Origin of the sequence: Phaeobacter sp. CAU 1743 (assembly GCF_039839315.1) — a bacterium.
Classification (GTDB): domain Bacteria; phylum Pseudomonadota; class Alphaproteobacteria; order Rhodobacterales; family Rhodobacteraceae; genus Phycobacter; species Phycobacter gallaeciensis_A.
Genome location: NZ_JBDOQR010000005.1, coordinates 1 through 22,219 on the forward strand (window position 1 = coordinate 1; position 22,219 = coordinate 22,219).

The window sequence follows — 22,219 nt, forward strand, 5'->3', positions numbered from 1 at the left end:
TTCGCAAAGATCAAGGAATTCAGAGCCATAGCGACCCGCTACGAAAAGACAACGTCCAGCTACGCCGCCAATTGGCATCTCGCGGCTGCCATCATCGCCTCACGATGAATGTCCACAGACCCTAACAGATGAAGGAAACGTGACGTGGCGTCACACACAGATACAGAGAGCCGTGTAGTCACGGATAATGGGGTTGGACGGATCATTCACAGCGATGCATGCGTTACCGAAGGCGCCGAATGGCTGGCGGCGCAGCACCCACGCTTTGCCGATGCGTTGGCCCAGATCGAAACTTTGCCACTGCGGCGCCATCCTGATGGTTTTACGGAGTTGTTGAATGCCATCGTGGGCCAGCAGCTCAGCATTGCTTCGGCGGCCTCGATCTGGACCCGGATGTCCAATGCGGGGCTGACCGAACCGGATGCGATCATCGCGGCCAGCGACGAGGAAATGCGCGCAGCCGGGCTTAGCCGTCAAAAGGTCCGATATGCGCGGGCTTTGGCGGAGGCCTCTATCGATTTCAATGCCTTGCGGAGTAAACCGGATGCGGAAGTCGTGGCGATCCTGACCGAAGTTTCCGGCATCGGGGTCTGGACTGCGGAAATCTATGCAATGTTTGCGCTGGGGCGGGCGGATGTCTTCGCCCCCGGCGATCTGGCCTTGCAGGAGGGCGCGCGGCTGTTGTTCGATCTGCCGGAACGTCCCAAGGAACGCGCCTTGCGCAAAATGGCCGAAGACTGGTCGCCCTGGCGCGCGGTTGCGGCACGGGTGCTCTGGGCCTATTACCATGTGAAGAAGGACAGGGAAGGGATCCGATGACTCGTGTATTGACTGCTGGCCGCAAAGAGCCGCTTTCCGGCTCAACCCGCTCGGTTGTGGTGTTTCTGCATGGCTATGGCGCCAATGGAGCCGACCTGTTGGGGCTGGCTGATCCGCTGGCCGAGCACCTGCCGGACACGCTGTTCGTGGCGCCTGATGCGCCCGAAAACTGCGCCGGGGCGCCGATGGGCTATCAGTGGTTCCCGATCCCCTGGATCGATGGGTCCTCCGAAGAAGAAAGCATGCGCGGCATGCAGGCCGCCGTCGAGGATCTGAATGCCTTCCTCGACGCACTGATGGTGGATGAGGACGTACTGCCCGAGCAGGTGGTGCTGTTCGGCTTCTCGCAAGGCACCATGATGAGCCTGCACGTGGCACCGCGCCGCGAGGATCCGGTGGCCGGGATCGTTGCCTTTTCCGGTCGTCTGCTGAGCCCAGACACCTTCAAGGACGAGGTGGTCAGCCGGATGCCGGTGCTGCTGGTGCATGGCGATGCGGATGACGTGGTGCCGGTGCAATCCCTGCCCGAAGCCGCCGAAGCCCTGCAGGAAGCCGGATTTCAGGACGTCTTTGCCCATATTCAGAAGGGTACCGGCCATGGCATTGCCCCCGACGGGCTGAGCGTCGCGCTCGCCTTCATGCGGGACAAGCTGAGCCTCTGACCGGCGCGGACGCCGAACAGGAAGAATTCAGGACGGGCGGCGAGGCTTACGGGGCTTGCCGCCCGTTTTCTTTTGATCGGTGTCTTTGGCTTTTTCCTTGACCCGTCTCGCCTGCGCCCGGCGGTTTGGCAGCTGCGCGGGTTTGGGCCGCCCCGGTACCTTTGGCGGCTCCAGATCTTCCCATGTGGCCTGTGCCAGCCCATCCAGGGTCCAGGCGCCAATGGCATAACGGATCAGCCGCAATGTGGGATGGCCGACCGCAGCAGTCATCCGGCGGACCTGCCGGTTGCGCCCCTCGGTAATGGTCAGCTCGATCCATGTATCGGGCACCGATTTGCGGACCCGGATCGGGGGAGTGCGCGCCCAGAGGCCCGCCGGTTCATCAATCCGCCGCGCCTTGGCGGGTTTGGTCTGCCCGTCTTTCAGCTCCACCCCCTGCCGCAGGGCCTGCAGCGCGGCCTCGTCAGGCGTGCCTTCGACCTGCACCCAATAGGTTTTTGCCATCTTGTTGCGCGGATCGCTGATCCAGGCCTGAAGACGGCCATTATCCGTCAGCAGCATCAACCCCTCGCTGTCGCGATCCAGACGGCCCGCAGGGTAAACGCCGGGGCAATCTATGAAATCGCTCAGCGTCTTGCGGGGCGCCCCTTCGGTGCTGCGGTCGGTGAACTGCGGCAGAACGTCAAAGGGTTTGTTAAAGCGGATAAGTCGGGTCATGGCGCCGCAATAGGCCTCGGGTTTGAAAGGCGCAAGTTTCTTGAGCAGGCCCGTCACCTGCCTGTCACGGAATCGGCCTATGCCTGCCTTCGAGATGTTGTAGCGCGCAAGGGGCTTGCCAGCTTTCTACCGCGATATATAGTTAATCTCAGACTGGGGCGGGTTCCCCGCTCTGGTGTCGGGTAACGGGCAGGCAGGGCGAGGAAGACGTTTAGAATGGACGGCGATTTCAGAACAGACTTTGTACGGGACCCCGGGGCGCTGAAACAGCACCCGGCCTTGGTACTGAATGCGGACTATAGGCCACTTTCCTATTATCCGCTGTCATTGTGGCCGTGGCAGGATGCGGTCAAGGCGGCCTGGCTGGACCGGGTGGCGATCGTTGCGGAATATGACACCGTCGTGCATAGCCCGAGTACGCAGATCCGAATACCGTCGGTTGTCGTCCTCAAAGATTATGTCAAACCTCAAAAGCGCGTGGCCTTCACGCGCTTTAATTTATTTCTGCGGGACGAATTCTGCTGTCAGTACTGCGGCGCAAGGGGCGATCTCACGTTCGATCACGTGGTGCCCCGCGCTGCTGGCGGCGTGACCAGCTGGGAAAACGTCGTCGCGGCCTGTTCAAGGTGCAACCTGCGCAAGGGGTCAAAATCGCTGCACCGGGCCGGGATGCACTTGCGCAAGGCGCCCAAACGCCCCGGCGCCGAGGAGCTGCGCAATATCGGGCGCAAGTTTCCACCCAACCATCTGCACGACAGTTGGATGGACTTTCTTTACTGGGATTCCGAACTGGAGGCCTGAGCCACAGTTATGCGGGGTGCGCGGTTCCGGCCCGTTGCAGCATGCCGAACAGATCGCGCGGATCGTCCGGGTCCGCCAGCATGTCGAGTTCGATGAAGAATTCGCTGGCTTTGATCTGGTCGCGGATATACCGCAGGGCACTGAAATCCTCGATGGCGAAACCGACGCTGTCGAACAGGGTAATCTGCCGGTCGTCTCGGCGTCCTTTCTTCTGGCCGGTGATCACCTGCCACATTTCGGTGACTTCGAAATCCTCGGGCATCTGCTGGATCTCGCCTTCGATGCGGGTTTGCGGTGGGAATTCCACAAAGACATCCGACCGGGACAGGATACCAGCCGCCAGTTCCGTCTTGCCGGGGCAGTCACCGCCGATGGCGTTGATGTGTACGCCGGGGCCGACCATATTGTCGCTGAGGATGGTGGCGTATTGTTTGTCCGCGGTGCAGGTGGTGAGGATCTGCGCGCCTTCGATGGCCTCTTCGGGGGTTTTGCATTTCACCACTTCAAGACCGCAGCCCGCCAGATTACGGGCGCATTTTTCGGTGGCATTGGGATCCTGATCATAAAGGCGCACGGATTTCAGACCGCAGATCGCCTTCATCGCCAGGGTCTGGAATTCCGACTGGGCGCCATTGCCGATCATCGCCATGGTGTGAGCGTCCTTTGGTGCCAGGTATTTCGCCACCATGGCCGAGGTCGCCGCCGTGCGCAGTGCCGTCAGCATCGTCATTTCCGTCAGGAGCACCGGATAGCCGGTATAGACATCCGCCAAGAGGCCAAAGGCGGTCACGGTCTGCAGCCCCTCCGAGGTGTTCTTGGGGTGGCCATTGACGTATTTGAACCCGTATGCCTCCCCATCCGAGGTGGGCATCAGTTCGATCACGCCGACATCAGAATGGCTTGCCACGCGCGGGGTCTTGTCGAACAGCTCCCAGCGGCGGAAGTCCTCTTCGACATAGGCCGCAAGGTCGCGCAGCATGTTTTCCACGCCGGTGTGATGGATCAGGCGCATCATGTTGTCGACGCTGACAAAAGGCACCATGGCTTTGGCGGAAGGATTGAGGTTGGTCATTGGTAGCTCCGTGTGGGGCGGTCAAAGACGCGGCGGCCCAGGGCCGAGGCGCAGAGATCGACCATCAGATGCGCGGTGCGGCCGCGTTCATCGAGGAAAGGGTTGAGTTCGACAAGGTCGAGCGAGGTCATCAACCCGGAATCATGCAGCATTTCGCAGATGAGATGCGCTTCGCGCACCGTGGCGCCGCCGGGCACCGTGGTGCCCACCGCCGGGGCGACAGAGGGGTCGAGGAAATCCACATCCAGCGACACGTGCAGCATGCCGTTCTGGGCTGCCACATGGTCCAGAAACGCGGCCAAGGGGCCGGTGATACCGTTTTCGTCAATGTCGCGCATGTCGTGGCGACGGATCCGGCTGCCTTCCAAAGCCTGCCGCTCAGGCGTATCAACAGACCGCAGGCCGAACATGCAGACGTTCTCCTCAGGCACCGGGTTCTTCACAGCCGGAAACCCGTCAAAGCCTTCGCGACCGGTGAAATAGCCAACCGGCGTGCCGTGCAGATTGCCACTGTCGGTGGTTTGCGGCGTGTGGAAATCGGTATGGGCATCCAGCCACAGCACGAATTGCGGCCGGTTCTGCCGGGCGGCGTAATTGGCCACACCGATAACCGAGCCAAGGGACAGCGCGTGATCACCGCCAAGGAAAATTGGCAGGCCTTTCTCCATTGCGGATGCAGCAGCATCGCGGAGCGCGCTGGTCCAACCGATGGTCTGGTTCAGCGAGAACAGCCGCGAGTTCGCCTCGTCCGGCGGGTGCGCTGCGGGTGTCACCGTGCCAAGGTCCGTCACCTGATGGCCCAGATCGGTCAAGGCCTTGGACAATCCGGCAGTGCGGTAGGCATCGGGTCCCATCAGGCAGCCGGCGCGACGTTTTCCACTGTCTACCGGCGCGCCGATCAGAATGCAGTTCTGTGTGCTCACGGGGGAAGGATCTCCATCACGATTGTGTCGAGCCTTCAAAGGAACTCCAATTCGGGGTGGATTGAAGTCAATATTTTGACCATAATGCGCAGCAATTTCACGTAATGGAGGTAGGTTTGGACAAAACGGATGAACGGCTGATCGCGGCACTGCGCCACAATGCACGGGCGTCCCTGTCCGATCTGGCGCTGGAGCTGAACCTGTCACGCACTACGGTGCGGGCGCGCATCGAACGGCTCCAGGCGCGGGGTGACATCCTGGGATTTACGGTGGTCCTGAAGGAGGACGTTCTCCGGGATCCTGTGCGCGGCTTGATGATGATCGGGATCGAGGGACGCGGTGCCAGCCGGATCACGCGGCAACTGCATGGTCTGCCAGAGGTGCGTGCAATACACACCACAAACGGCCGCTGGGACCTGATCGTGGAACTCGGCACGGAAACGCTGGAGACGCTCGATTCTGCGCTTGCGAAGATCCGTAACTTTGATGGGGTGTCGACCAGCGAAACCAATCTGTTGCTGGCCACCAAGAAAGAGACCTGAGCGGGGCAGGGCGGGGGCGCCACCCGTTGCCGTTTCGTCCTGCTCAGCGAGGCTGCCGCGCGGCCGCAATCCAGATCAGCATCAGCCCGGCAGAAATCACCGCGTTCCAGCCCGCCATCGACAGGCCAAACATCTCCCACGGGATTTCATCGCAGCGTACCATCGGCGCGGCCATGATCTGCTCCATCAACTGATCAGGTGTCAGCCCGGTAATCGATCCCGAGGTGCAGGCGCTCGGTCCTTCCCACCAGCCCTGTTCGACACCGGCGTGATAGGCCCCGATGGTTGAGGTCGCAAGCGCTGCCAGCGCGCCGAGGTAGGGGAAGAATGCCCCCGGGATCAGGATCGCCAGCGCCCCGATGCCAACGGCGGCGGCGTGGGGATAGCGTTGCCAGTAGCACATTTTACACGGCGGCATCTCGCCGATGTACTGAAAGCCAAAGGCCCCCAGCAAAAGGGCAGCGGATCCGCCTGCTGCAATCAGGATCAGGAAGGTTCTGAACGTCATAGGTATCTCACCACTAGAAAGCCGCCGAAAAGAAGCACGACAAAGGCCGTGAAAACAAGACCGAGCCGCCGCTCGATAAAGGCGCGTACCGGCGCGCCGAACAGGCGCAGCAGCGCCGCAACCGCGAAAAACCGCAGCGATCGCGCGAGGATAGAGGTTGCAACGAAGGTCACCAGCGGCATGCCGGTCCAGCCGGACATGATGGTGATCACCTTGAACGGGAATGGCGTGATGCCGGCGCCCAGAACCGCCCAGAAGCCAAAGTCGTTGAACCGGGTGTTAAAGGCCTCCATGGCATCCGCCTTACCCATCATCTCAAGGATGGGCTGACCGATGCCTTCGTAGAAGAAGGCGCCGATGGCATAGCCCAGAAGTCCGCCCAGAACCGATGAGACCAGCGCCACCAGGGCAATCAGCCAGGCCCGCGAGGGGCGCGCCAGAATCATCGGGATCATCAGCACGTCGGGCGGGATCGGAAAGACCGAGCTTTCGGCGAAGGAGACGATGGCCAGCCACCACAGCGCGCGGGGATGGTCCGCCAGCGCCATCGTGCGATCGTATAGCCTGCGTAACATCAACTACCCGCCCTTAACCTCAGCTGCGCCGAGGTTGCACGCAGGCGCGGCGAGGTCAACATCCGGGCGGGGACTGAGAGGCGTTTGCACAGATTTATGCCATGGGGCCACGTTTGGCTCTGGACCTCATCTGCGGCCTTGGGTAACAACAGCCCCGAGGCCCAAGTGGCGGAATGGTAGACGCAGGGGATTCAAAATCCCCCGCCTTAACGGGCGTGCCGGTTCGAGTCCGGCCTTGGGTACCAGCCTCAACCCCATCCAAATTTATGAATTCGCAAGTGTTGCCACATCGGGGTTATCCGGTGCTTTCGATATTGTGACCTGGCCTCAACAGCTTGACGTCTGTTCTTGCTTCACACTTCACGGGTCGGAAATGAAAAGAGGCGCCCAGTTGGGGCGCCTCTGGTCTCATTGATCGGATGGTCCGCAGATCAACCAAGCAGCTCTTTTGCCTTTGCAACGGTGGCCTCTGCGGTGATGCCGAATTTCTCGAACAGCTCATCTGCCGGCGCGGAGGCGCCGAACCGGTCCATGCCCACGAATGCGGCTTTCTTCTCCTGGCCACGCTCGCCCAACAGCCAGCGGTCCCAGCCACCGGCGCGCACGGCGGCCTCGATACCAACACGCACGGGGCCTGCGGGCAGGACCTTGCGGCGGTAGGCTTCGTCTTGCTGAGCGAAGAGCTCCATGCAGGGCATGGAGACGACGCGGGTGCCGATACCTTCGGCTTCCAGCTTGGCCTTGGCTTCCATCGCCAGCGAAACCTCAGAACCGGTGGCGATCAGGATTACCTGACGCTTGCCTTCAGCCTCGGCCAGGACATAGGCGCCCTTTTCGGTGAGGTTGCTCAGCTTGTGCTCGGTGCGCAGGGTGGGCAGGTTTTGACGCGTCAGCACCATGACCGACGGCGTTTCCTTGGCGGTAACCGCGATTTCCCATGCTTCTGCAGCCTCCACCGTATCGGCGGGGCGGAACACATAGGTGTTCGGAGTTGCGCGGCAGATCGCCAGATGTTCGACCGGCTGGTGGGTCGGGCCATCTTCGCCAACACCGATGGAATCATGGGTCATGACAAAGACGGTCGGGATCTTCATCAGCGCGGCCAGACGCATCGAGGGACGCGCGTAGTCGGTGAAGCAGAAGAAGGTACCGCCGTAAGGGCGCATGCCGCCGTGCAGGGTCATGCCATTCATCGCAGCGGCCATGCCGTGCTCACGGATACCCCAATAGACGTAGCGGCCCTTGCGGTTGTCGGTGTCAAAGACGCCGAGATCGCCGGTCTTGGTGTTGTTGGAGCCGGTAAGGTCAGCCGAGCCGCCCACGGTTTCCGGCATCAAGGGGTTGATCACCGCCAGTGCCATTTCGCTGGATTTGCGGGTGGCGACCTTAGGCTGCTCTTCGCTGATCTGCTTTTTCAGGGCCTTGATGGCAGCAGAGAGCTTTTTCGGCGCTTCCAGTGCGTAGGCGCGGTTGAACCGCTCCTGTTTCTGCTTGGACAGCTCGGCAAAGCGCGCCTCCCAGGCCGCGCGGTCAGCGGTGCCACGGGTGCCGATGGCTTCCCACTGGGCTTTGACGTCGGCGGGGACCTCAAAGGCGCCGAGCGGTGCGCCATAGGCCTCTTTGGCGGCTTTCAGCTGCTCGGCATCGGTCAGCGCGCCGTGACCCTTGGAGGTGTCCTGCGCGGCGTGGCCAAGGGCGATATGCGTCTTGCAGGCGATCATCGAGGGTTTCTGCGCCTTCTTCGCGGCGGTGATGGCCGCGTCGATGGCTTCGGGATCGTGACCATCGATTTCCTGCACGTGCCAGCCGGAGGCCTTGAAGCGCTGGATCTGGTTGGTGCGGTCAGAGAGTTCAACCGAGCCGTCGATGGTGATGTTGTTGTTGTCCCACAGCACGATCAGCTTGCCCAGTTTCTGACGACCGGCAATGCCGATGGCCTCCTGGCTGATGCCCTCCATCAGGCAGCCGTCGCCTGCGATTACATAGGTGTTGTGATCGACGACCTTCTTGCCGTAATGGGCGCGCTGCATTTCCTCGGCCATGGCAAAGCCGACGGCGTTGGCGATGCCCTGACCCAGCGGACCAGTGGTGGTTTCCACCGCATCGATCAGGAAGTTTTCCGGATGGCCCGCGGTCAGCGCGCCCATCTGACGGAAGTTCTTGATTTGATCCAGCGTTACCTGCTCATCGCCCATGAGATAGAGAAGCGAATAGATCAGCATGGAGCCGTGGCCTGCCGACAGGATGAACCGGTCACGGTCGGCCCATTTGGGGGCCTTTACGTCGAATTTTAAGTGCTTTTCAAACAGGACGGTGGCCACATCGGCCATGCCGATCGGCATGCCGGAGTGGCCGGAGTTTGCGGCAGCGACGGCATCAAGGGTCAGGGCGCGAATGGCGGCGGCCTTGTTCCAATGCTCGGGATTTGCGGTGCGCAGGGCTGTCAGATCCACTGAACTGTTCCTTTAGGTTGGCAGGCTGATGAGCCGCTGAATACCAGTGATGGGGCAAAGATCAAGCGTTGGCAGGCGTTTCTGTGTTTCGAACGCGAAGGACCGCTTGCAAGTGCTTGAAAGCAAAGAGGCGGTGTTTTACTCCTGCAAGGGTGAAGCTGCGCGTATGATCGGCAGGCATGTGCGATTCGCACAGCGGTGCAAAGCAGAGGTGCAAACCGGCACGGCAGGAGGCAGCGCGAAGATCGCGCCAGCGAGATGGACGGGTGAGGGACAGGCATGAAGCAGATTGAAGACTTGCAGGGCCGAATCCTGGCCGCAATGGACCGGATCGGGACGGGAGTCGGCGCACTTGAACAAGCGCGCAGCTCGGCCGAGGCCAAGGCCGTTGCGGCGGCCGATACCAGCGCGCTGGAACAGGCGCTGGACGAAGAACGGGTCGCCAATGCCCAGTTGACCGAACGGGTCAAGGTCCTGCGCGGGCGATTGAAAGAGCTGGAAGAGCAGGCACCGGCGGCGTCTACGGCAGATGCCTCGGGTGATATCGCTGCAATGCAGGCCGAGCTCGAGCTATTGCGGAATGAGGCTGCAAATGCCCCGCAGGCCGAAGCCTTGAAACAGGAAGTGGCGCGGCTGAAGGCGCAAATGGAAGGCGCAGCCAATTCGGCGGCCACCGAGAAAGAAAGCCTTGAGGACCGGATTGAACAGCTCGAGGCCGCCAATGCGGAACTCACAGCTCAGCTGTCTGAAGCCGGATCCGTTCAGGAAACGTCCGCTTCCGAAACTGCGGATGGTGAAAACGGCGGCACTGACGAGGAGGTGCTGCAGCGACTGGACACGGAATTGCAGCAATTGCGCCTGGCCAACGAACAGCTCCGTACATCCAACGCTGCCCTGCGCGAAGCCAATGCCGAAGGCCTGGGCGATGCAGGGCTGATCAATGCGGCGATGGCAGCAGAGATCGACGGTCTGCGCGCCGCACAGGCGAGTGACAAGGCGCAGGTGAGCGCGGTTCTGGCCCGGCTTGAACCGCTGCTGGCGGCAGCGCCCAACCTGCCCGAAGGAGAGGAAATTTGATGCCCGAAGTGACCATTCATATTGGCGGCCGCGGTTTCGAGGTCTCCTGCCAGGAAGGCGAGGAGAGTTATCTGCATTCTGCGGCCAAGATGCTGGATGATGAGGCGCAGGTGCTGTCGGACCAGATTGGCCGTATGCCCGAAGCGCGCATGCTGCTGATGGCGGGGCTGATGCTGGCGGACAAGACCGCAGCGGTCGAGGACCGCATCAAGGAAGTCGAGGCGGTCCTGGCTGAGCGCGAGGCGGAACTGGCCGCGCTGAAGGCACAGCCCGCGCCGGAGCCGGAGCGGATTGAAGTGCCTGTCGTGCCCCCTCAGGTGGCTGAAACCCTGGCCGAACTGGCCGCCCGCGCCGAAGCCATGGCGCAGGAGATCGAAGAAAAAGCCTCTGCCGCGCAATAGACGGCGGGGCGCTGCGCTGTCGGGGGCGATCGGTTTTCGATGTCGCTCGCCGAATGTGCGAATCCGAAACGTAAAAAAGGCCTGTCACGCGTGCTGCGGACAGGCCTTTTTGATGTTGTCTGGTCGTGCGGCTTAACCGTTGGCTTCGCGGATCTTATCTGCTGCGGCCTTGTCAAAGCTGACGCCGTTCTGTTCGAACATGCCGTCGAGTTCACCGGAGAGGGTCATTTCGGTGATGATGTCGCAGCCGCCGACGAATTCGCCTTTGACATAAAGCTGCGGAATGGTCGGCCAGTCCGAGTAATCCTTGATTCCGGCGCGGATCTCTTCGTCGGCCAGCACGTTGACGTCGGTATAGTCAACGCCGATGTAGTTCAGAACACCGGCCACGCGGGAAGAGAAGCCGCACTGCGGCATGTCCTTGGTGCCTTTCATGTAAAGCACCACGTCGTTGGATTTGACGGTTTCGTCGATGCGGGTTTTTGCGTCGCTCATGTTGCGTTTCCTTCTGGCGGATGTGCCGTTGTTCTGCTGCCCGAGATATAGGGAATAATGTGGAGAATTCCAATCCGGGCCGGGGAACGGATGTGTGAGGCTCTGCGCGCTCAGCTCTTGTCTTTGGGAACAAAGAGGCGGGCATATTCCTGCGGGTCCTTGGGGACCTTCCAGGTCCTGACAGATCCGCCGCCCATGCCGGACTGATAGTCCGAGCGCAGCGTGTGATAGTCCGGGTCGCTGTCGTCCTCTTCCGTTGGTGCGCGTCGTTGACCGATGACGGCAACAACTGCCGTCATCACAATAACGCCGACCACCAGAAAGGACATGAACAGCGACATGTGTGCTACTCGGGCGCCTTGGTGGTCAGGGCAAGGGCGTGCAACTCTCCATTGGCGCCGTCCATTTTGCCTTTGAGGGCCGCGTAAACGGCGCGCTGCTGCTGCACACGGTTCTTGCCGCGAAAGCTTTCATCGACGACCATCGCGGACATATGGACGCCGTCGGTGCCACCGACCTGGATTTGGGCATCGGGAAAGGATGCGCGCAGAAGCTCTTCGATTTCATGGGCCTGCATGGGCATTGCGTGGGATCCTCGTGGTTCTGTTCGCTAAAAATGTAGGCCCGACGGAGAGGCAGTTCAAGCAGGGAGATGCTCCCGCCGCGCAAGACCTGATTGAAAATCAGACCGTGCGAGTTGGGCCCGGCAGCGCGCGATGCGCGCTGCCGGGCCCAAGGCCGTAAAGGGGGGCTTGCCATAGGCAAGGGCACCTGCGGGCGCGGGAGGGCGCCCTTTTGTGTTTGATATCAGGCGACGGCCTCGGCAAAGCTGCTGCGGAAAATCTGCGACAGCTCTTCCAGCGGCGCTTCGCTGCCACCGATTTTTACCGTGTCACCGGTGAAACGGCCCACGGTGGTGACGCTGACACCGGCCTGACCGGCTGCCAGCATCAGACCTTCGGCTTGATCAAAGTTGCAGGCGACCAGATAACGGGCCTGATCTTCGCCAAACAGGGTCGGGGTGTCACCGGCATCGATCTGGACGCCAACGCCAGTGCCCTCGGCCAGTTCAAAGGCCGCCAGCGCCAGACCGCCATCCGCCAGATCGGTGCAGGCCTTGATCAGCTCGCGGTTGGCGCGGATGAATTCGCCGTTACGCTTTTCCGCTTCCAGATCCACCGTCGGCGCATCTCCGTCCTCGCGGTTGAAGACTTCCGCCAGAAGGGCCGACTGACCCAGGTGGCCAGTGGTTTCACCGATCAGCAGGGCGATATGGCCTTCGCGCACTTCACCGGTGATCGCCTCTTCGCCCTCGGCGATCAGACCCACGGCACCGATGGTCGGGGTGGGCAGGATGCCCTGTCCGTCGGTCTCGTTATAAAGCGAGACGTTGCCCGACACGATGGGCATGTTGAGCGCCGCGACCGCTTCGCCGATGCCTTTGATGGCGCCGACGAACTGGCCCATGATCTCGGGCTTCTCCGGGTTGCCGAAGTTGAGGTTGTCGGTCGTCGCCAGGGGCAGGGCGCCCACGGCGGAGAGGTTACGATAAGCCTCGGCCACCGCCTGTTTGCCGCCCTCAAAGGGGTTCGCCTTGACGTAGCGCGGGGTCACGTCGCTGGTGAAGGCCAGCTGTTTTCCGGTGCCATGCACCCGGACGATGCCGGAGCCTGCACCGGGGCGGCGGGCGGTGTCGCCCATCACGGTGGTGTCGTATTGTTCATAGACCCACTGTTTGCCCGCATAGTTGGGCGAGGTGATCAGCGCCTTCAGCCCGTCGATGGGATCAATGGTGGGCACATCCGCATCTGTCAGCGGTTCTGCGGCGGGCGTTTCGACCCAGGGACGGTCGTATTCAGGCGCAGAGGACGCCAGTTTCGACAGAGGCAGGTCGGCCATCACCACGTTGTTGTGCTGGATCAGGAAACGGTCCTCGGCGATTGTTTCGCCGACGATGGCAAAATCGAGGTCCCATTTTTCGAACACTGCCTTGGCTTCGGCCTCTTTCTCGGGCTTCAGCACCATCAGCATCCGCTCCTGGGATTCCGATAGCATCATTTCATAGGCAGTCATGCCTTCTTCGCGTTGGGGGACGTCTTCGAGGTTCAGCTTGATGCCAAGCTCACCCTTGTCGCCCATTTCCACCGCCGAACAAGTGAGACCAGCTGCGCCCATGTCCTGGATCGAGATCACCGCGCCGGTCTGCATCAGCTCCAGCGTTGCTTCCATCAGGCGTTTTTCGGTGAAGGGGTCGCCAACCTGAACGGTGGGGCGTTTTTCCTCGATGGTGTCGTCGAATTCGGCTGAGGCCATGGTGGCGCCGCCGACGCCGTCACGTCCGGTCTTGGCGCCCAGATACACCACCGGCATGCCGACACCGGATGCGGCGGAGTAGAAGATGCTGTCGGTCTTTGCGAGGCCCGCAGCGAATGCATTCACCAAACAGTTGCCGTTATAGGCAGAGTGGAATCGAACCTCGCCGCCTGCGCAGGGCACACCGAAACAGTTGCCGTAGCCGCCGATGCCTTCGACCACACCGTTGACCAGTTGCCGGGTCTTGGGGTGGGACGGCTCACCAAAGGACAGCGAGTTCATCGAGGCGATTGGCCGCGCGCCCATGGTAAAGACGTCCCGCAGGATGCCGCCAACCCCGGTTGCCGCGCCCTGATAGGGTTCGATGTAAGAGGGGTGGTTGTGGCTTTCCATCTTGAAGACCACCGCATCGCCATCGCCGATATCGACGATACCGGCATTTTCACCCGGACCGCAGATGACCTGGGGCCCCTCGGTGGGCAGGGTGCGGAGCCATTTCTTGGACGACTTGTAAGAGCAGTGCTCGTTCCACATCGCCGAGAAGATGCCCAGCTCGGTAAAGGTGGGTTCCCGTCCGATGATTTCCAGGATCAGTTGATATTCCTCGGAGTTCAGTCCGTGGTTTTCAATCAGTTCGGGCGTGATTGCTGGTTCCTGCATCCGTGTCGTATCCCCAGTGGCTGCGGTTGCGCGCCTTTTAGGGCAAGGAAGCGCACGGGGGAAGGGCAAAGCGTATGTATCATTGAAGGCAGGGCGTTTCGTCGCTGCGAGAAGGTCCGGCTTGAGGAGGGGTGCCATGCTCGAATTGCCTGAAAAATGTGCAGACCGTCATTGGGGGCCGGAAAATGCCGTCATTATCCGAGCATGTCAGAAAACTGGGCAATGATCACCGGGGAAAGGGTTGCAGCTGGCGGTGTGGATGCGAGACGTTGAATGTGTCCGGCGCTTCCGAGCGGCTTGAGACCTGATTGAAAGCCTCAGGAGCTGGACCAAATGGCCAAAAAAAAGGCCGAGCACTAAGCTCGGCCGAAGTCCAACAGGGAGGTATGAAGTGCGCCTTGGCGCCGTCTTCATGAGGGTCATTTAGGGATAGAGCTTCTCTGCTTCAAGAATTTTCCGTGTCAAATTGCGTCATTTCTGGTATGCATGTTATGCATAGCTTAACGCCTGCTGACCTAAGGTCAGAGTTTCCCCATCTCTTTCATATGTTTGCGGTGCGCCATGATCTCGGTTTGCACGAAATCACGGAAAGCTGACACCCGCTGCGAGTGACGCAATTCTTCCGGATAGGCCAGGTAGACAGGCACACCACTGGTGTCCTCATGCGGCAGAACCTGTACCAGATCGGGGAAATCCTCGGTGACATAGTCAGGCAGGATGCCGATTCCCAGATCGTGAAGCACGCCCTGCAGGACCCCGAAGTAGTTGTTGACCGACAGCATCGAGCCCGGACCGTGGGTGATCAGCTTCTGGACCAGCACAGCGGCAGAACCGACCTGGGCCGAATTCTGGTTCTGGCAGATCAGACGGTGGTTCTTGATATCTTCGGCGGTCTGCGGCGTGCCGTTGCGGTCCAGATATGCGCGAGACGCATAAAGTCGCATCTGAACCGTCATCAGTCGCTTGCGCACCAGGTCCGCCTGGCTCGGCTCTTTCATCCGGATCGCAACGTCGGCTTCGCGCATGGGCAAGTCCAGAACCCGCTCTTCCAGCATCAGGTCGATTTTCAGATTGGGATATTGCTCAAAGAGTTTCGTCAGCCTGGGTGCCAGCCACAGGGTGCCAAATCCGAATGTCGTGGTGACGCGTAATTCGCCGAACACTTCGTCCTCGCTGTCGCGGATCCGGGCCGAAGCCGCTTCGAGCCGTTTGGACATGGATTTGGTCGCGTCGAACAGCAGCTCGCCCTGTTCGGTCAGGATCAGCCCGCGCGCGTGACGGTGAAATAACGTCGCGTTCAGGCTTTCCTCAAGCGCACGAATCTGGCGGCTGACCGCGGATTGCGACAGGTTAAGCTTGTCCCCGGCGTGGGTCAGGCTGCCGACATCTGCCACGGCGTGAAAAATTCTAAGCTTGTCCCAGTCCATATCCGTTACTTTCGTTGTGCCCATATCAGCCTATATGAAACCTGACACTTGGATCAATTTCCGAATGCAGAAGCACGCTTCCGGAGGGGGATATTGACAACAGTGGGTATACAGGTCAGTATTTGTGACCTAATATCGATGGAAATTATTGCAAGCCAGTTGTGGTTGGGAGGACCGGATGAGCACGCAAAAGATCTCGTTGAATGACAAATATGATCTGAGCAAATCGCCCGTCATGCTGAACGGCACGCAGGCGCTTGTGCGCCTGATGCTGATGCAGAAGGCGCGGGACACGGCAGCCGGTCTCAACACTGCTGGGCTTGTTACCGGCTATCGCGGATCGCCGCTTGGCGCTGTCGACATGCAGATGAGCCGGGCCGAAAAGCAGCTGAAAGAGGCCGATGTCACCTTTCAGTACGGTTTGAACGAGGATCTGGCCGTCACCGCCCTATGGGGCGCGCAACAGGCCGAAATCCGTGGTGAAGGCAAATTCGACGGCGTATTCGGCCTTTGGTATGGCAAGGGGCCGGGCGTTGACCGCGCCGGCGATGCCTTCCGCCACGCCAATATGGCAGGCAGCTCCAAAAACGGCGGCGTGCTGGTGGCGATGGGCGACGACCACACCGGCGAAAGCTCCACCGTGCTGCACCAGTCCGAATGGGCGCTGATGGATGCCTACCTCCCGATCCTCAGCCCCGCTGGTGTGCAAGAAATCCTGGATTTCGGGCTTTATGGCTACGCGCTCAGCCGGTTTTCCGGTCTCTGGGTCGGCCTCAAGACGATGAAGGACACCATCGAGGTAACTTCGGTCGTGGATGCAAGCCCGGACCGGGTGAAACTGGTTACCCCCGATTTTACCATGCCGCCGGATGGGCTGAATATCCGCCTGGTGGATGATCGTTTCCAGCAGGAAGACCGGATCATCGACCAGAAACGCTTTGCTGCCGAGGCATTCAGCCACGCCAACAAGATGGACAAACGCATCTGGGGCAAACCCGGTGCCAAGATCGGTTTCGTGGCCGCGGGCAAGAACTGGCTGGATCTGGTCCATGCCATGTCTCTGTTGAATATCGACGAGGCCATGGCCGAACGTCTGGGCATCACCACATACAAGGTCGGTCAGGTCTGGCCGCTGGACATGAAGGGCTTCCACGATTGGGCCGAAGGTCTGGATCTGATCGTCGTGGTCGAGGAAAAGCGCAAGCTGATCGAGGTGCAGATCAAGGAGGCGATCTTTGACGACCGCCGTGGTCGCCGGGTTTACGGCTGGCACAAGGGCGGCGGAGCGGGCTCCATGCACGGGCCGGAACTCTTCCCGACGCGCTATGCGCTCGACCCCATCATGATCGCCGAGAAGCTGGGCGAGATTCTGATCGAAGAGGGCCGCGACACCGAAGCAATCCGCGCCGGGCTGGCCAGCCTGGACGAGGCGCGCCGCGCCGACAACGCCGAAGAAATCGCCGCGCGCCTGCCTTACTTCTGCTCGGGTTGTCCGCACAATTCTTCGACCAAGATCCCTGAGGGCAGCCGTGCCTATGCCGGGATCGGCTGTCACTTCATGGTGCAATGGATGGACCGCGAGACCATGGGCTTTACCCATATGGGCGGCGAAGGCGCCAACTGGATCGGCGAGGCGCCGTTCTCCAAGCGCAAGCATGTGTTCCAGAACCTTGGCGATGGCACCTATAACCACTCCGGTGTGCAGGCGATCCGTGCTGCGCTGGCCGAAGGCACCAATATTACCTACAAGATCCTCTATAACGATGCGGTGGCCATGACTGGCGGTCAGGGTAACGAAGGTGGTCTCAGCGCTTATCGCATCGCGCATGAGTTGAAGGCGATGGGGGTGGAGCATCTCGCCATCGTTTATGACGAGAAAGAAGAGATCGATTTCAAGCAGTTCCCAGCCGGGGTTCCCACCTATGAGCGGGCCGAGCTGATGAACGTGCAAAAGCAGATGGAAGAGGTCGAAGGCGTTTCTGCCATCATCTATGTCCAGACCTGCGCCGCCGAGAAACGCCGCCGTCGCAAGCGGGGCCTGTTCCCCGATCCCGATCAGCGCGTGTTCATCAACTCGGACGTTTGCGAAGGATGCGGCGATTGCGGGGTGCAATCCAACTGTGTCTCTATCGTACCCAAGGAAACCGAACTGGGCCGCAAGCGGGCGATTGATCAGTCCTCCTGTAACAAGGACTTCTCCTGCCTCAACGGCTTCTGCCCCTCCTTCCTGACCATCGAAGGCGCCAAGATCCGCAAGGAAGCCACGGCCGAGTTGAAACTGCCCGATCTGCCGATGCCCGACCTGCCCAAGATCGAAGGCACCCATAACGTGGTGATCACCGGCGTTGGTGGGACTGGCGTTGTGACCATCGGCGCGGTGCTGGCGCAGGCAGCACAGATCGACGGCAAAGGTGCCGGCATGATGGAGATGGCCGGTCTCGCGCAAAAGGGCGGCGCAGTGCATATCCACTGCCGTATTGCCGAAACGCCTGACGACATCAGCGCCATCCGCGTCGCTACTGGCGAGGCGCACGCGCTGATCGGTGGCGATCTGGTGGTAAGTGCGGGCGCCAAGACCATCGGGTTGATGCGCACCGGCCAGACCGGCGGTGTGGTGAACAGCCACGAGATCATCACCGGCGATTTCACTCGCGACACCAACTTCCAGCTCCCCACTGACCGGCTTGAGGTGGCGCTGGAGGCACGCCTGCGCGAGCGGCTCGATATGTTCGACGCATCGCAGCTTGCGCAGGCCACAATGGGGGATTCGATCTTCTCCAACATGATGGTCTTTGGCGGGGCTTTCCAACGCGGTCTGATCCCGGTCAGCCTTGAGGCAATCACCCAGGCGATCGAGCTGAACGGCGCTGCGGTGGAAAAGAACCTGCGTGCCTTTGAAATCGGTCGCTGGGCGGTGCTGCACCCCGAAGAGGTCGCCAAGCTCATCAAACCCGCCAACGTAGTGGAGCTGCCCAAGACGCTGGATGAAAAGATCGCCTATCGGCAGGATCATCTGACCGCCTATCAGGGCAAGGGGCTGGCCAAACGCTATATGAAGATGCTGGATGGCATCGACGATGCACGCCTGAAGGAAGCCGTCGCCAAGGGCTATCACAAGCTGCTGGCCTATAAGGACGAATACGAGGTGGCGCGTCTGTTGTTGAGCAGCCGCGAAAAGGCCGAGGCGCAGTTTGAGGGTGATCTGAAGATCTCTTACAATCTGGCGCCGCCGATCCTGGGCGGGGTCGACGCCAACGGACGCCCGAAAAAGCGCCGTTTCGGCCCAAGCATGGAGCGCGGTCTGAAGCTGCTGGCGAAGTTCAAAGGTCTGCGCGGCACGCCGCTCGATATCTTTGGCTATACCGCCGAGCGCAAGATGGAACGGGCGCTGATCAAGCAATACGAGCGCGACATGAAGGAATGGCTGGCTAAAGCCTCGCCTGAGATCATGGACCCGCTGGTCGCTCTGGCCGAACTGCCGCTGCAGATCCGTGGCTTTGGTCCGGTGAAGATGGAAAGCGAGCAGAAGGCGGCGAAACGACGCGAAGAACTGCTGGCGGTTCTGCGTCAGGGCGGTGCTCCGATGAAGAAAGCGGCCGAATAAGCCGCAGGGGTGTTCTCCCGCCCGGCAGATGACAGCCGGACGGCTGCCTCTTGCCCGTTGGGCCCGGCGCCGCGCATCTGCGCGGCGCTGCTGCGTTCTGGGGCAGGGCGCGGGATCCTGCCGTAGACCGGTCATGAGTCTGTTACGGGGATCTGAGATGCTGTTATGCCTAACCGGTCACCTTGGTGATTCCGTCCAGAAAGACCCAGCCCATGTCCGAGATGCAGCAACTGTCCGGCAATACCCAATCAAGAAAATCCCGTCCTGGAAAAATCCGGTCCAGCGCGCGCCAGATCGCGCGGGAGATCTCTTACGCGCATTCGGCGCAGACCCGTTCGGGGCGTCTGGTGATCCGAATGATGGAGAATACCACGGGCCGTCTGAAGCTGATCCGGCGCGCTCGGGGGTATGAACAGGAAGTCGCGGGTGGGCGCAGTTTCTGGAGCGTCATCGCCGAACGCTATGGTCTGTCGCTGGAGATCATCGGCGGCGCGCTGTCCAATATCCCGCGCGACAAGCCGGTCGTTCTGATCGCCAATCATCCTTACGGGATCCTTGATGGGCTGATGATGGGGCACATCCTTGCCGAAACGCGCGGGGATTTTCGTATTCTGGCGCATCAGGTGTTCGGCAAGGCGGAAGATCTGAACCGCGTCATCCTGCCGATTGATTTTGCCGAAACCAAGGAGGCGCTGCGCACAAACCTTGAGACCCGCAAAACGGCGCTCAGCTATCTGGGGCAGGGCGGCGCCATCGGGATCTTTCCGGGCGGCACGGTTTCCACGGGAGCAACGCCCTTTGCCCGGCCGATGGATCCGGGCTGGCGCAGCTTTACCGCGCGGATGATTGCCAAATCCGATGCGGTTGTGGTGCCGGTCTATTTTGACGGCCACACTTCGCGCTTGTTTCAGATCGCCAGCCATCTGCACGCTACGTTGCGCATGGGACTCTTGATTAAGGAGTTCCACAAGCGGGTCGATACAACGGTGCGGGTGGTGATCGGGGAGGCGATCGGGCGCGACAAACTTGACCCTTTGACCGGGGATGCCAAAGGAATGATGGATTTCCTGCGCAAAGCGACGTATGAGCTGTCTCCGACTCCTCTCGATCCGGGCTTGCGCGGGTTCGAGTTTGAAGAGAAACATCGCGCCTGAACGTGGCATCCGCGAAAGAAGAACATGGCAGTAGGCATTTTTGATTCTGGTCTGGGCGGTCTGACCGTGCTCGACGCTGTGCAGCGGCGTCTGCCGGAGGTTGACCTTATCTATTACGGCGACAGTGCTCACGCCCCCTATGGCGTGCGCGATGCCGAGGATGTCTATCAGTTGACCAAGGCCGCCGTGGAAGACATGTGGGACAAGGGCTGCGATCTGGTGATCCTGGCCTGTAACACTGCCTCGGCGGCGGCGCTGCGGCGCATGCAGGAGGGCGGTCTGCCCAAGGGCAAGCGCGTGCTTGGCGTCTTTGTACCGCTGATCGAAGCACTGACCGAGCGCCAGTGGGGCGATAATTCGCCGCCGCGCGAGGTTGCGGTGAAGCATGTGGCGCTGTTCGCAACGCCCGCGACCGTATCCAGCCGGGCGTTTCAGCGGGAACTGGCCTTTCGCGCCATTGGTGTCGATGTGGAAGCGCAGGCCTGTGGCGGTGTTGTCGACGCCATCGAGGAAGGCGACATGATCCTGGCTGAGGCGCTGGTGCGCAGCCATGTGGATGCGCTCTTGCGCAAGATGCCGCATCCCGAGGCTGCTATCTTGGGCTGCACCCATTATCCGTTGATGGAAAAGACCTTTCAGGAGGCGCTTGGCCCACAGGTCAAAGTGTTCAGCCAGGGCGATCTGGTCGCCGACAGTCTGGCTGATTACCTTGAGCGGCACCCGGATATGTACGGCACCGGCAAGGCAGGGTTCTACACCACTGGCGATCCGGCGCGGGTCAGCACCCATGCGACCCAGTTCTTGCGACGACAAATCACCTTTGAAGCAGCCTGATCCGGCGCTTCCACGGGGACGGCTTTCTGTCGTCCTTTTGGGCGGATCGCCTGTCGGCTGCGGCAGTTTTCCCTATTCTCACCGCCTGTTGCTGCGGTACAAATCACCTAAATTCAAAAGACGAGGTCTGACATGACCCACAAAGTGGCTATCCTTGGCGCCAGCGGTTACACTGGCGCGGAACTGGTGCGGCTGATTTCCCAGCACCCCAGCATTGAAATCGCGGCGCTTGCCGCTGAGCGTAAGGCGGGGCTGTCCATGGCCGAGGTGTTCCCGCACCTGCGCCATCTGGACCTGCCGACCCTGTGCAAGATCGGAGAGATCGACTTTTCACAGATCGACCTGTGTTTCTGCGCCCTGCCGCATAAAACCAGCCAGGAAGTGATCGCAGCCCTGCCGAAGGATCTGAAGATCGTCGATCTGTCGGCGGATTTCCGGCTGCGCGATCCGGCGGAATACGAGAAATGGTACGGCAACCCCCATGCTGCGCTGGAGCAGCAGGAAGAGGCGGTTTACGGCCTTACCGAATTCTACCGGGATGAGATCCGGGGCGCGCGTCTGGTGGCCGGCACTGGCTGTAACGCGGCCACCGGGCAGTTCGCGCTGCGGCCGCTGATCACCTCGGGCCTGATTGATCTGGATGAAATCATCCTGGACCTCAAATGCGCGGTCTCTGGTGCGGGCCGGGCGCTGAAGGAAAACCTTCTGCATGCGGAACTGAGCGAAGGCTACAATGCCTATGCCATCGGTGGCACGCACCGGCATCTGGGTGAATTCGACCAGGAATTCTCGAAACTGGCCGGGCGTCCGGTCAAGGTGCAGTTCACCCCGCATCTGGTTCCCGCCAACCGGGGTATTCTGGCGACGACCTATGTCAAAGGCGACGCCGAGGCGATCCACGCGGCATTCGTTTCTGCCTATGCCGATGAACCCTTTATCGAGGTTCTGCCCTTTGGCACTGCGCCCAGTACCCACCACGTGCGCGGCTCCAACTTCTGCCATATCGGCGTGACCGCAGACCGGATCGAGGGGCGCACCATCGTAATTGCGGCGCTGGATAACCTGACAAAAGGTAGCAGCGGCCAGGCCTTGCAGAACGCCAACCTGATGTTAGGTGAAGACGAAACTGCGGGTCTGATGATGGCGCCGCTGTTCCCCTAGGGCGCCAGACCCGGACGAGCA

Annotated in this window: 21 protein-coding genes, 1 tRNA gene and 1 pseudogene; 12 read left to right on the top strand and 11 right to left on the bottom strand. The window is 60.9% G+C overall.

What is annotated here, in order from left to right; genetic code table 11:
• From AAFO90_RS03050 to AAFO90_RS03060, 3 genes and pseudogenes are all read left to right on the top strand, one after another.
• Positions 1–108, top strand: a pseudogene (locus AAFO90_RS03050) (IS5/IS1182 family transposase); the annotation flags it as partial.
• A 36-nt stretch (positions 109–144) separates the two neighbouring features.
• Positions 145–819: a DNA-3-methyladenine glycosylase 2 family protein gene (locus tag AAFO90_RS03055; protein WP_347508469.1), complete on the top strand. Its 675-nt coding sequence runs from the start codon at positions 145–147 to the stop codon at positions 817–819.
• Entirely contained in the window at positions 816–1,481 is a 666-nt protein-coding gene (locus AAFO90_RS03060; protein ID WP_065270179.1) for an alpha/beta fold hydrolase, read from the top strand. Before AAFO90_RS03055 ends, AAFO90_RS03060 begins: the two co-directional genes overlap by 4 nt.
• Before the next feature lie 27 nt (positions 1,482–1,508).
• On the opposite strand, the gene AAFO90_RS03065 is transcribed toward AAFO90_RS03060, so the two are convergent.
• Positions 1,509–2,198, bottom strand: coding sequence for an rRNA large subunit pseudouridine synthase E (locus AAFO90_RS03065; RefSeq protein ID WP_347508541.1), 690 nt, complete (start codon positions 2,196–2,198; stop codon positions 1,509–1,511).
• 216 nt (positions 2,199–2,414) lie between these two features.
• Here AAFO90_RS03065 and AAFO90_RS03070 point away from each other — a divergent pair, with 216 nt between their 5' ends.
• A complete protein-coding gene (locus AAFO90_RS03070; RefSeq protein WP_065270180.1) occupies positions 2,415–2,999 on the top strand; it encodes an HNH endonuclease in 585 nt (194 codons plus the stop codon).
• A gap of 7 nt (positions 3,000–3,006) precedes the next feature.
• Here AAFO90_RS03070 and AAFO90_RS03075 read toward each other — a convergent pair whose 3' ends face one another.
• Positions 3,007–4,071: an ornithine cyclodeaminase gene (locus tag AAFO90_RS03075; RefSeq protein ID WP_347508470.1), complete on the bottom strand. Its 1,065-nt coding sequence runs from the start codon at positions 4,069–4,071 to the stop codon at positions 3,007–3,009.
• Positions 4,068–4,994 carry an arginase gene (gene rocF, locus AAFO90_RS03080; protein ID WP_347508471.1) on the bottom strand — a complete coding sequence of 309 codons (927 nt, stop codon included), beginning with the start codon at positions 4,992–4,994 and terminating at the stop codon, positions 4,068–4,070. The genes AAFO90_RS03075 and rocF overlap by 4 nt, the downstream gene beginning before the upstream one ends.
• A 116-nt stretch (positions 4,995–5,110) precedes the next feature.
• On the opposite strand from rocF, the gene AAFO90_RS03085 reads away from it, so the two are divergent.
• Positions 5,111–5,536 carry an Lrp/AsnC family transcriptional regulator gene (locus tag AAFO90_RS03085; RefSeq protein WP_065273447.1) on the top strand — a complete coding sequence of 142 codons (426 nt, stop codon included), beginning with the start codon at positions 5,111–5,113 and terminating at the stop codon, positions 5,534–5,536.
• Positions 5,537–5,579: 43 nt separating this feature from the next.
• Here the strand turns inward: AAFO90_RS03085 and AAFO90_RS03090 are convergent, their stop codons facing one another.
• Together AAFO90_RS03090 and AAFO90_RS03095 are read right to left on the bottom strand one after the other, a co-directional pair.
• Positions 5,580–6,044 (bottom strand): disulfide bond formation protein B, encoded by a 465-nt coding sequence (locus AAFO90_RS03090; RefSeq protein ID WP_347508472.1) that lies wholly within the window; start codon positions 6,042–6,044, stop codon positions 5,580–5,582.
• Positions 6,041–6,619: a YqaA family protein gene (locus AAFO90_RS03095; protein ID WP_065270184.1), complete on the bottom strand. Its 579-nt coding sequence runs from the start codon at positions 6,617–6,619 to the stop codon at positions 6,041–6,043. The genes AAFO90_RS03090 and AAFO90_RS03095 overlap by 4 nt, the downstream gene beginning before the upstream one ends.
• 159 nt (positions 6,620–6,778) lie before the next feature.
• On the opposite strand from AAFO90_RS03095, the gene AAFO90_RS03100 reads away from it, so the two are divergent.
• A tRNA-Leu gene (locus AAFO90_RS03100) sits at positions 6,779–6,864 on the top strand.
• Positions 6,865–7,050: 186 nt separating this feature from the next.
• On the opposite strand, the gene tkt is transcribed toward AAFO90_RS03100, so the two are convergent.
• Entirely contained in the window at positions 7,051–9,072 is a 2,022-nt protein-coding gene (gene tkt, locus AAFO90_RS03105; protein WP_347508473.1) for a transketolase, read from the bottom strand.
• A 279-nt stretch (positions 9,073–9,351) separates the two neighbouring features.
• On the opposite strand from tkt, the gene AAFO90_RS03110 reads away from it, so the two are divergent.
• Both AAFO90_RS03110 and AAFO90_RS03115 read left to right on the top strand, forming a co-directional pair.
• Positions 9,352–10,149 (top strand): colicin transporter, encoded by a 798-nt coding sequence (locus AAFO90_RS03110; protein WP_347508474.1) that lies wholly within the window; start codon positions 9,352–9,354, stop codon positions 10,147–10,149.
• Entirely contained in the window at positions 10,149–10,550 is a 402-nt protein-coding gene (locus AAFO90_RS03115) for a cell division protein ZapA (RefSeq protein ID WP_065270187.1), read from the top strand. Before AAFO90_RS03110 ends, AAFO90_RS03115 begins: the two co-directional genes overlap by 1 nt.
• Before the next feature lie 132 nt (positions 10,551–10,682).
• Here AAFO90_RS03115 and grxD read toward each other — a convergent pair whose 3' ends face one another.
• From grxD to AAFO90_RS03140, 5 genes are all read right to left on the bottom strand, one after another.
• Entirely contained in the window at positions 10,683–11,045 is a 363-nt protein-coding gene (gene grxD / locus AAFO90_RS03120) for a Grx4 family monothiol glutaredoxin (protein ID WP_274828054.1), read from the bottom strand.
• Positions 11,046–11,155: 110 nt separating this feature from the next.
• On the bottom strand, positions 11,156–11,386 hold the full coding sequence (locus AAFO90_RS03125) for a hypothetical protein (protein WP_065270189.1): 231 nt from the start codon (positions 11,384–11,386) through the stop codon (positions 11,156–11,158).
• A 5-nt stretch (positions 11,387–11,391) separates the two neighbouring features.
• Positions 11,392–11,628 (bottom strand): BolA/IbaG family iron-sulfur metabolism protein, encoded by a 237-nt coding sequence (locus AAFO90_RS03130; RefSeq protein WP_065270190.1) that lies wholly within the window; start codon positions 11,626–11,628, stop codon positions 11,392–11,394.
• A 224-nt stretch (positions 11,629–11,852) separates the two neighbouring features.
• Positions 11,853–14,018 (bottom strand): phosphoribosylformylglycinamidine synthase subunit PurL, encoded by a 2,166-nt coding sequence (purL, locus tag AAFO90_RS03135; protein ID WP_347508475.1) that lies wholly within the window; start codon positions 14,016–14,018, stop codon positions 11,853–11,855.
• Positions 14,019–14,539: 521 nt separating this feature from the next.
• Complete coding sequence (locus AAFO90_RS03140; protein ID WP_065273448.1) at positions 14,540–15,445, bottom strand: LysR family transcriptional regulator; 906 nt, start codon at positions 15,443–15,445, stop codon at positions 14,540–14,542.
• 178 nt (positions 15,446–15,623) lie between these two features.
• Here AAFO90_RS03140 and AAFO90_RS03145 point away from each other — a divergent pair, with 178 nt between their 5' ends.
• From AAFO90_RS03145 to argC, 4 genes are all read left to right on the top strand, one after another.
• Positions 15,624–19,049, top strand: a complete 3,426-nt coding sequence (locus AAFO90_RS03145; protein WP_347508476.1) for an indolepyruvate ferredoxin oxidoreductase family protein — start codon at positions 15,624–15,626, stop codon at positions 19,047–19,049.
• Between the two features lie 221 nt (positions 19,050–19,270).
• A complete protein-coding gene (locus AAFO90_RS03150; RefSeq protein ID WP_347508542.1) occupies positions 19,271–20,203 on the top strand; it encodes a lysophospholipid acyltransferase family protein in 933 nt (310 codons plus the stop codon).
• A 24-nt stretch (positions 20,204–20,227) separates the two neighbouring features.
• A complete protein-coding gene (murI, locus tag AAFO90_RS03155) occupies positions 20,228–21,037 on the top strand; it encodes a glutamate racemase (protein ID WP_274839197.1) in 810 nt (269 codons plus the stop codon).
• A gap of 132 nt (positions 21,038–21,169) precedes the next feature.
• Positions 21,170–22,198, top strand: coding sequence for an N-acetyl-gamma-glutamyl-phosphate reductase (gene argC, locus AAFO90_RS03160; protein WP_347508477.1), 1,029 nt, complete (start codon positions 21,170–21,172; stop codon positions 22,196–22,198).
• The last annotated feature ends 21 nt before the right edge of the window (positions 22,199–22,219 follow it).

Bases quoted from the DNA above. Each gene is read 5' to 3' on its own strand.
- AAFO90_RS03150 (WP_347508542.1), top strand. From the start codon at position 19,271: ATGCAGCAACTGTCCGGCAATACCCAATCAAGAAAATCCCGTCCTGGA.
- AAFO90_RS03070 (WP_065270180.1), top strand. From the start codon at position 2,415: ATGGACGGCGATTTCAGAACAGACTTTGTACGGGACCCCGGGGCGCTG.
- AAFO90_RS03140 (WP_065273448.1), bottom strand. From the start codon at position 15,445: ATGGACTGGGACAAGCTTAGAATTTTTCACGCCGTGGCAGATGTCGGC.
- AAFO90_RS03075 (WP_347508470.1), bottom strand. From the start codon at position 4,071: ATGACCAACCTCAATCCTTCCGCCAAAGCCATGGTGCCTTTTGTCAGC.
- AAFO90_RS03095 (WP_065270184.1), bottom strand. From the start codon at position 6,619: ATGTTACGCAGGCTATACGATCGCACGATGGCGCTGGCGGACCATCCC.
- AAFO90_RS03090 (WP_347508472.1), bottom strand. From the start codon at position 6,044: ATGACGTTCAGAACCTTCCTGATCCTGATTGCAGCAGGCGGATCCGCT.
- AAFO90_RS03125 (WP_065270189.1), bottom strand. From the start codon at position 11,386: ATGTCGCTGTTCATGTCCTTTCTGGTGGTCGGCGTTATTGTGATGACG.
- AAFO90_RS03115 (WP_065270187.1), top strand. From the start codon at position 10,149: ATGCCCGAAGTGACCATTCATATTGGCGGCCGCGGTTTCGAGGTCTCC.
- AAFO90_RS03130 (WP_065270190.1), bottom strand. From the start codon at position 11,628: ATGCCCATGCAGGCCCATGAAATCGAAGAGCTTCTGCGCGCATCCTTT.
- grxD (WP_274828054.1), bottom strand. From the start codon at position 11,045: ATGAGCGACGCAAAAACCCGCATCGACGAAACCGTCAAATCCAACGAC.
- AAFO90_RS03145 (WP_347508476.1), top strand. From the start codon at position 15,624: ATGAGCACGCAAAAGATCTCGTTGAATGACAAATATGATCTGAGCAAA.
- AAFO90_RS03110 (WP_347508474.1), top strand. From the start codon at position 9,352: ATGAAGCAGATTGAAGACTTGCAGGGCCGAATCCTGGCCGCAATGGAC.
- AAFO90_RS03065 (WP_347508541.1), bottom strand. From the start codon at position 2,198: ATGACCCGACTTATCCGCTTTAACAAACCCTTTGACGTTCTGCCGCAG.
- purL (WP_347508475.1), bottom strand. From the start codon at position 14,018: ATGCAGGAACCAGCAATCACGCCCGAACTGATTGAAAACCACGGACTG.
- argC (WP_347508477.1), top strand. From the start codon at position 21,170: ATGACCCACAAAGTGGCTATCCTTGGCGCCAGCGGTTACACTGGCGCG.
- AAFO90_RS03060 (WP_065270179.1), top strand. From the start codon at position 816: ATGACTCGTGTATTGACTGCTGGCCGCAAAGAGCCGCTTTCCGGCTCA.
- murI (WP_274839197.1), top strand. From the start codon at position 20,228: ATGGCAGTAGGCATTTTTGATTCTGGTCTGGGCGGTCTGACCGTGCTC.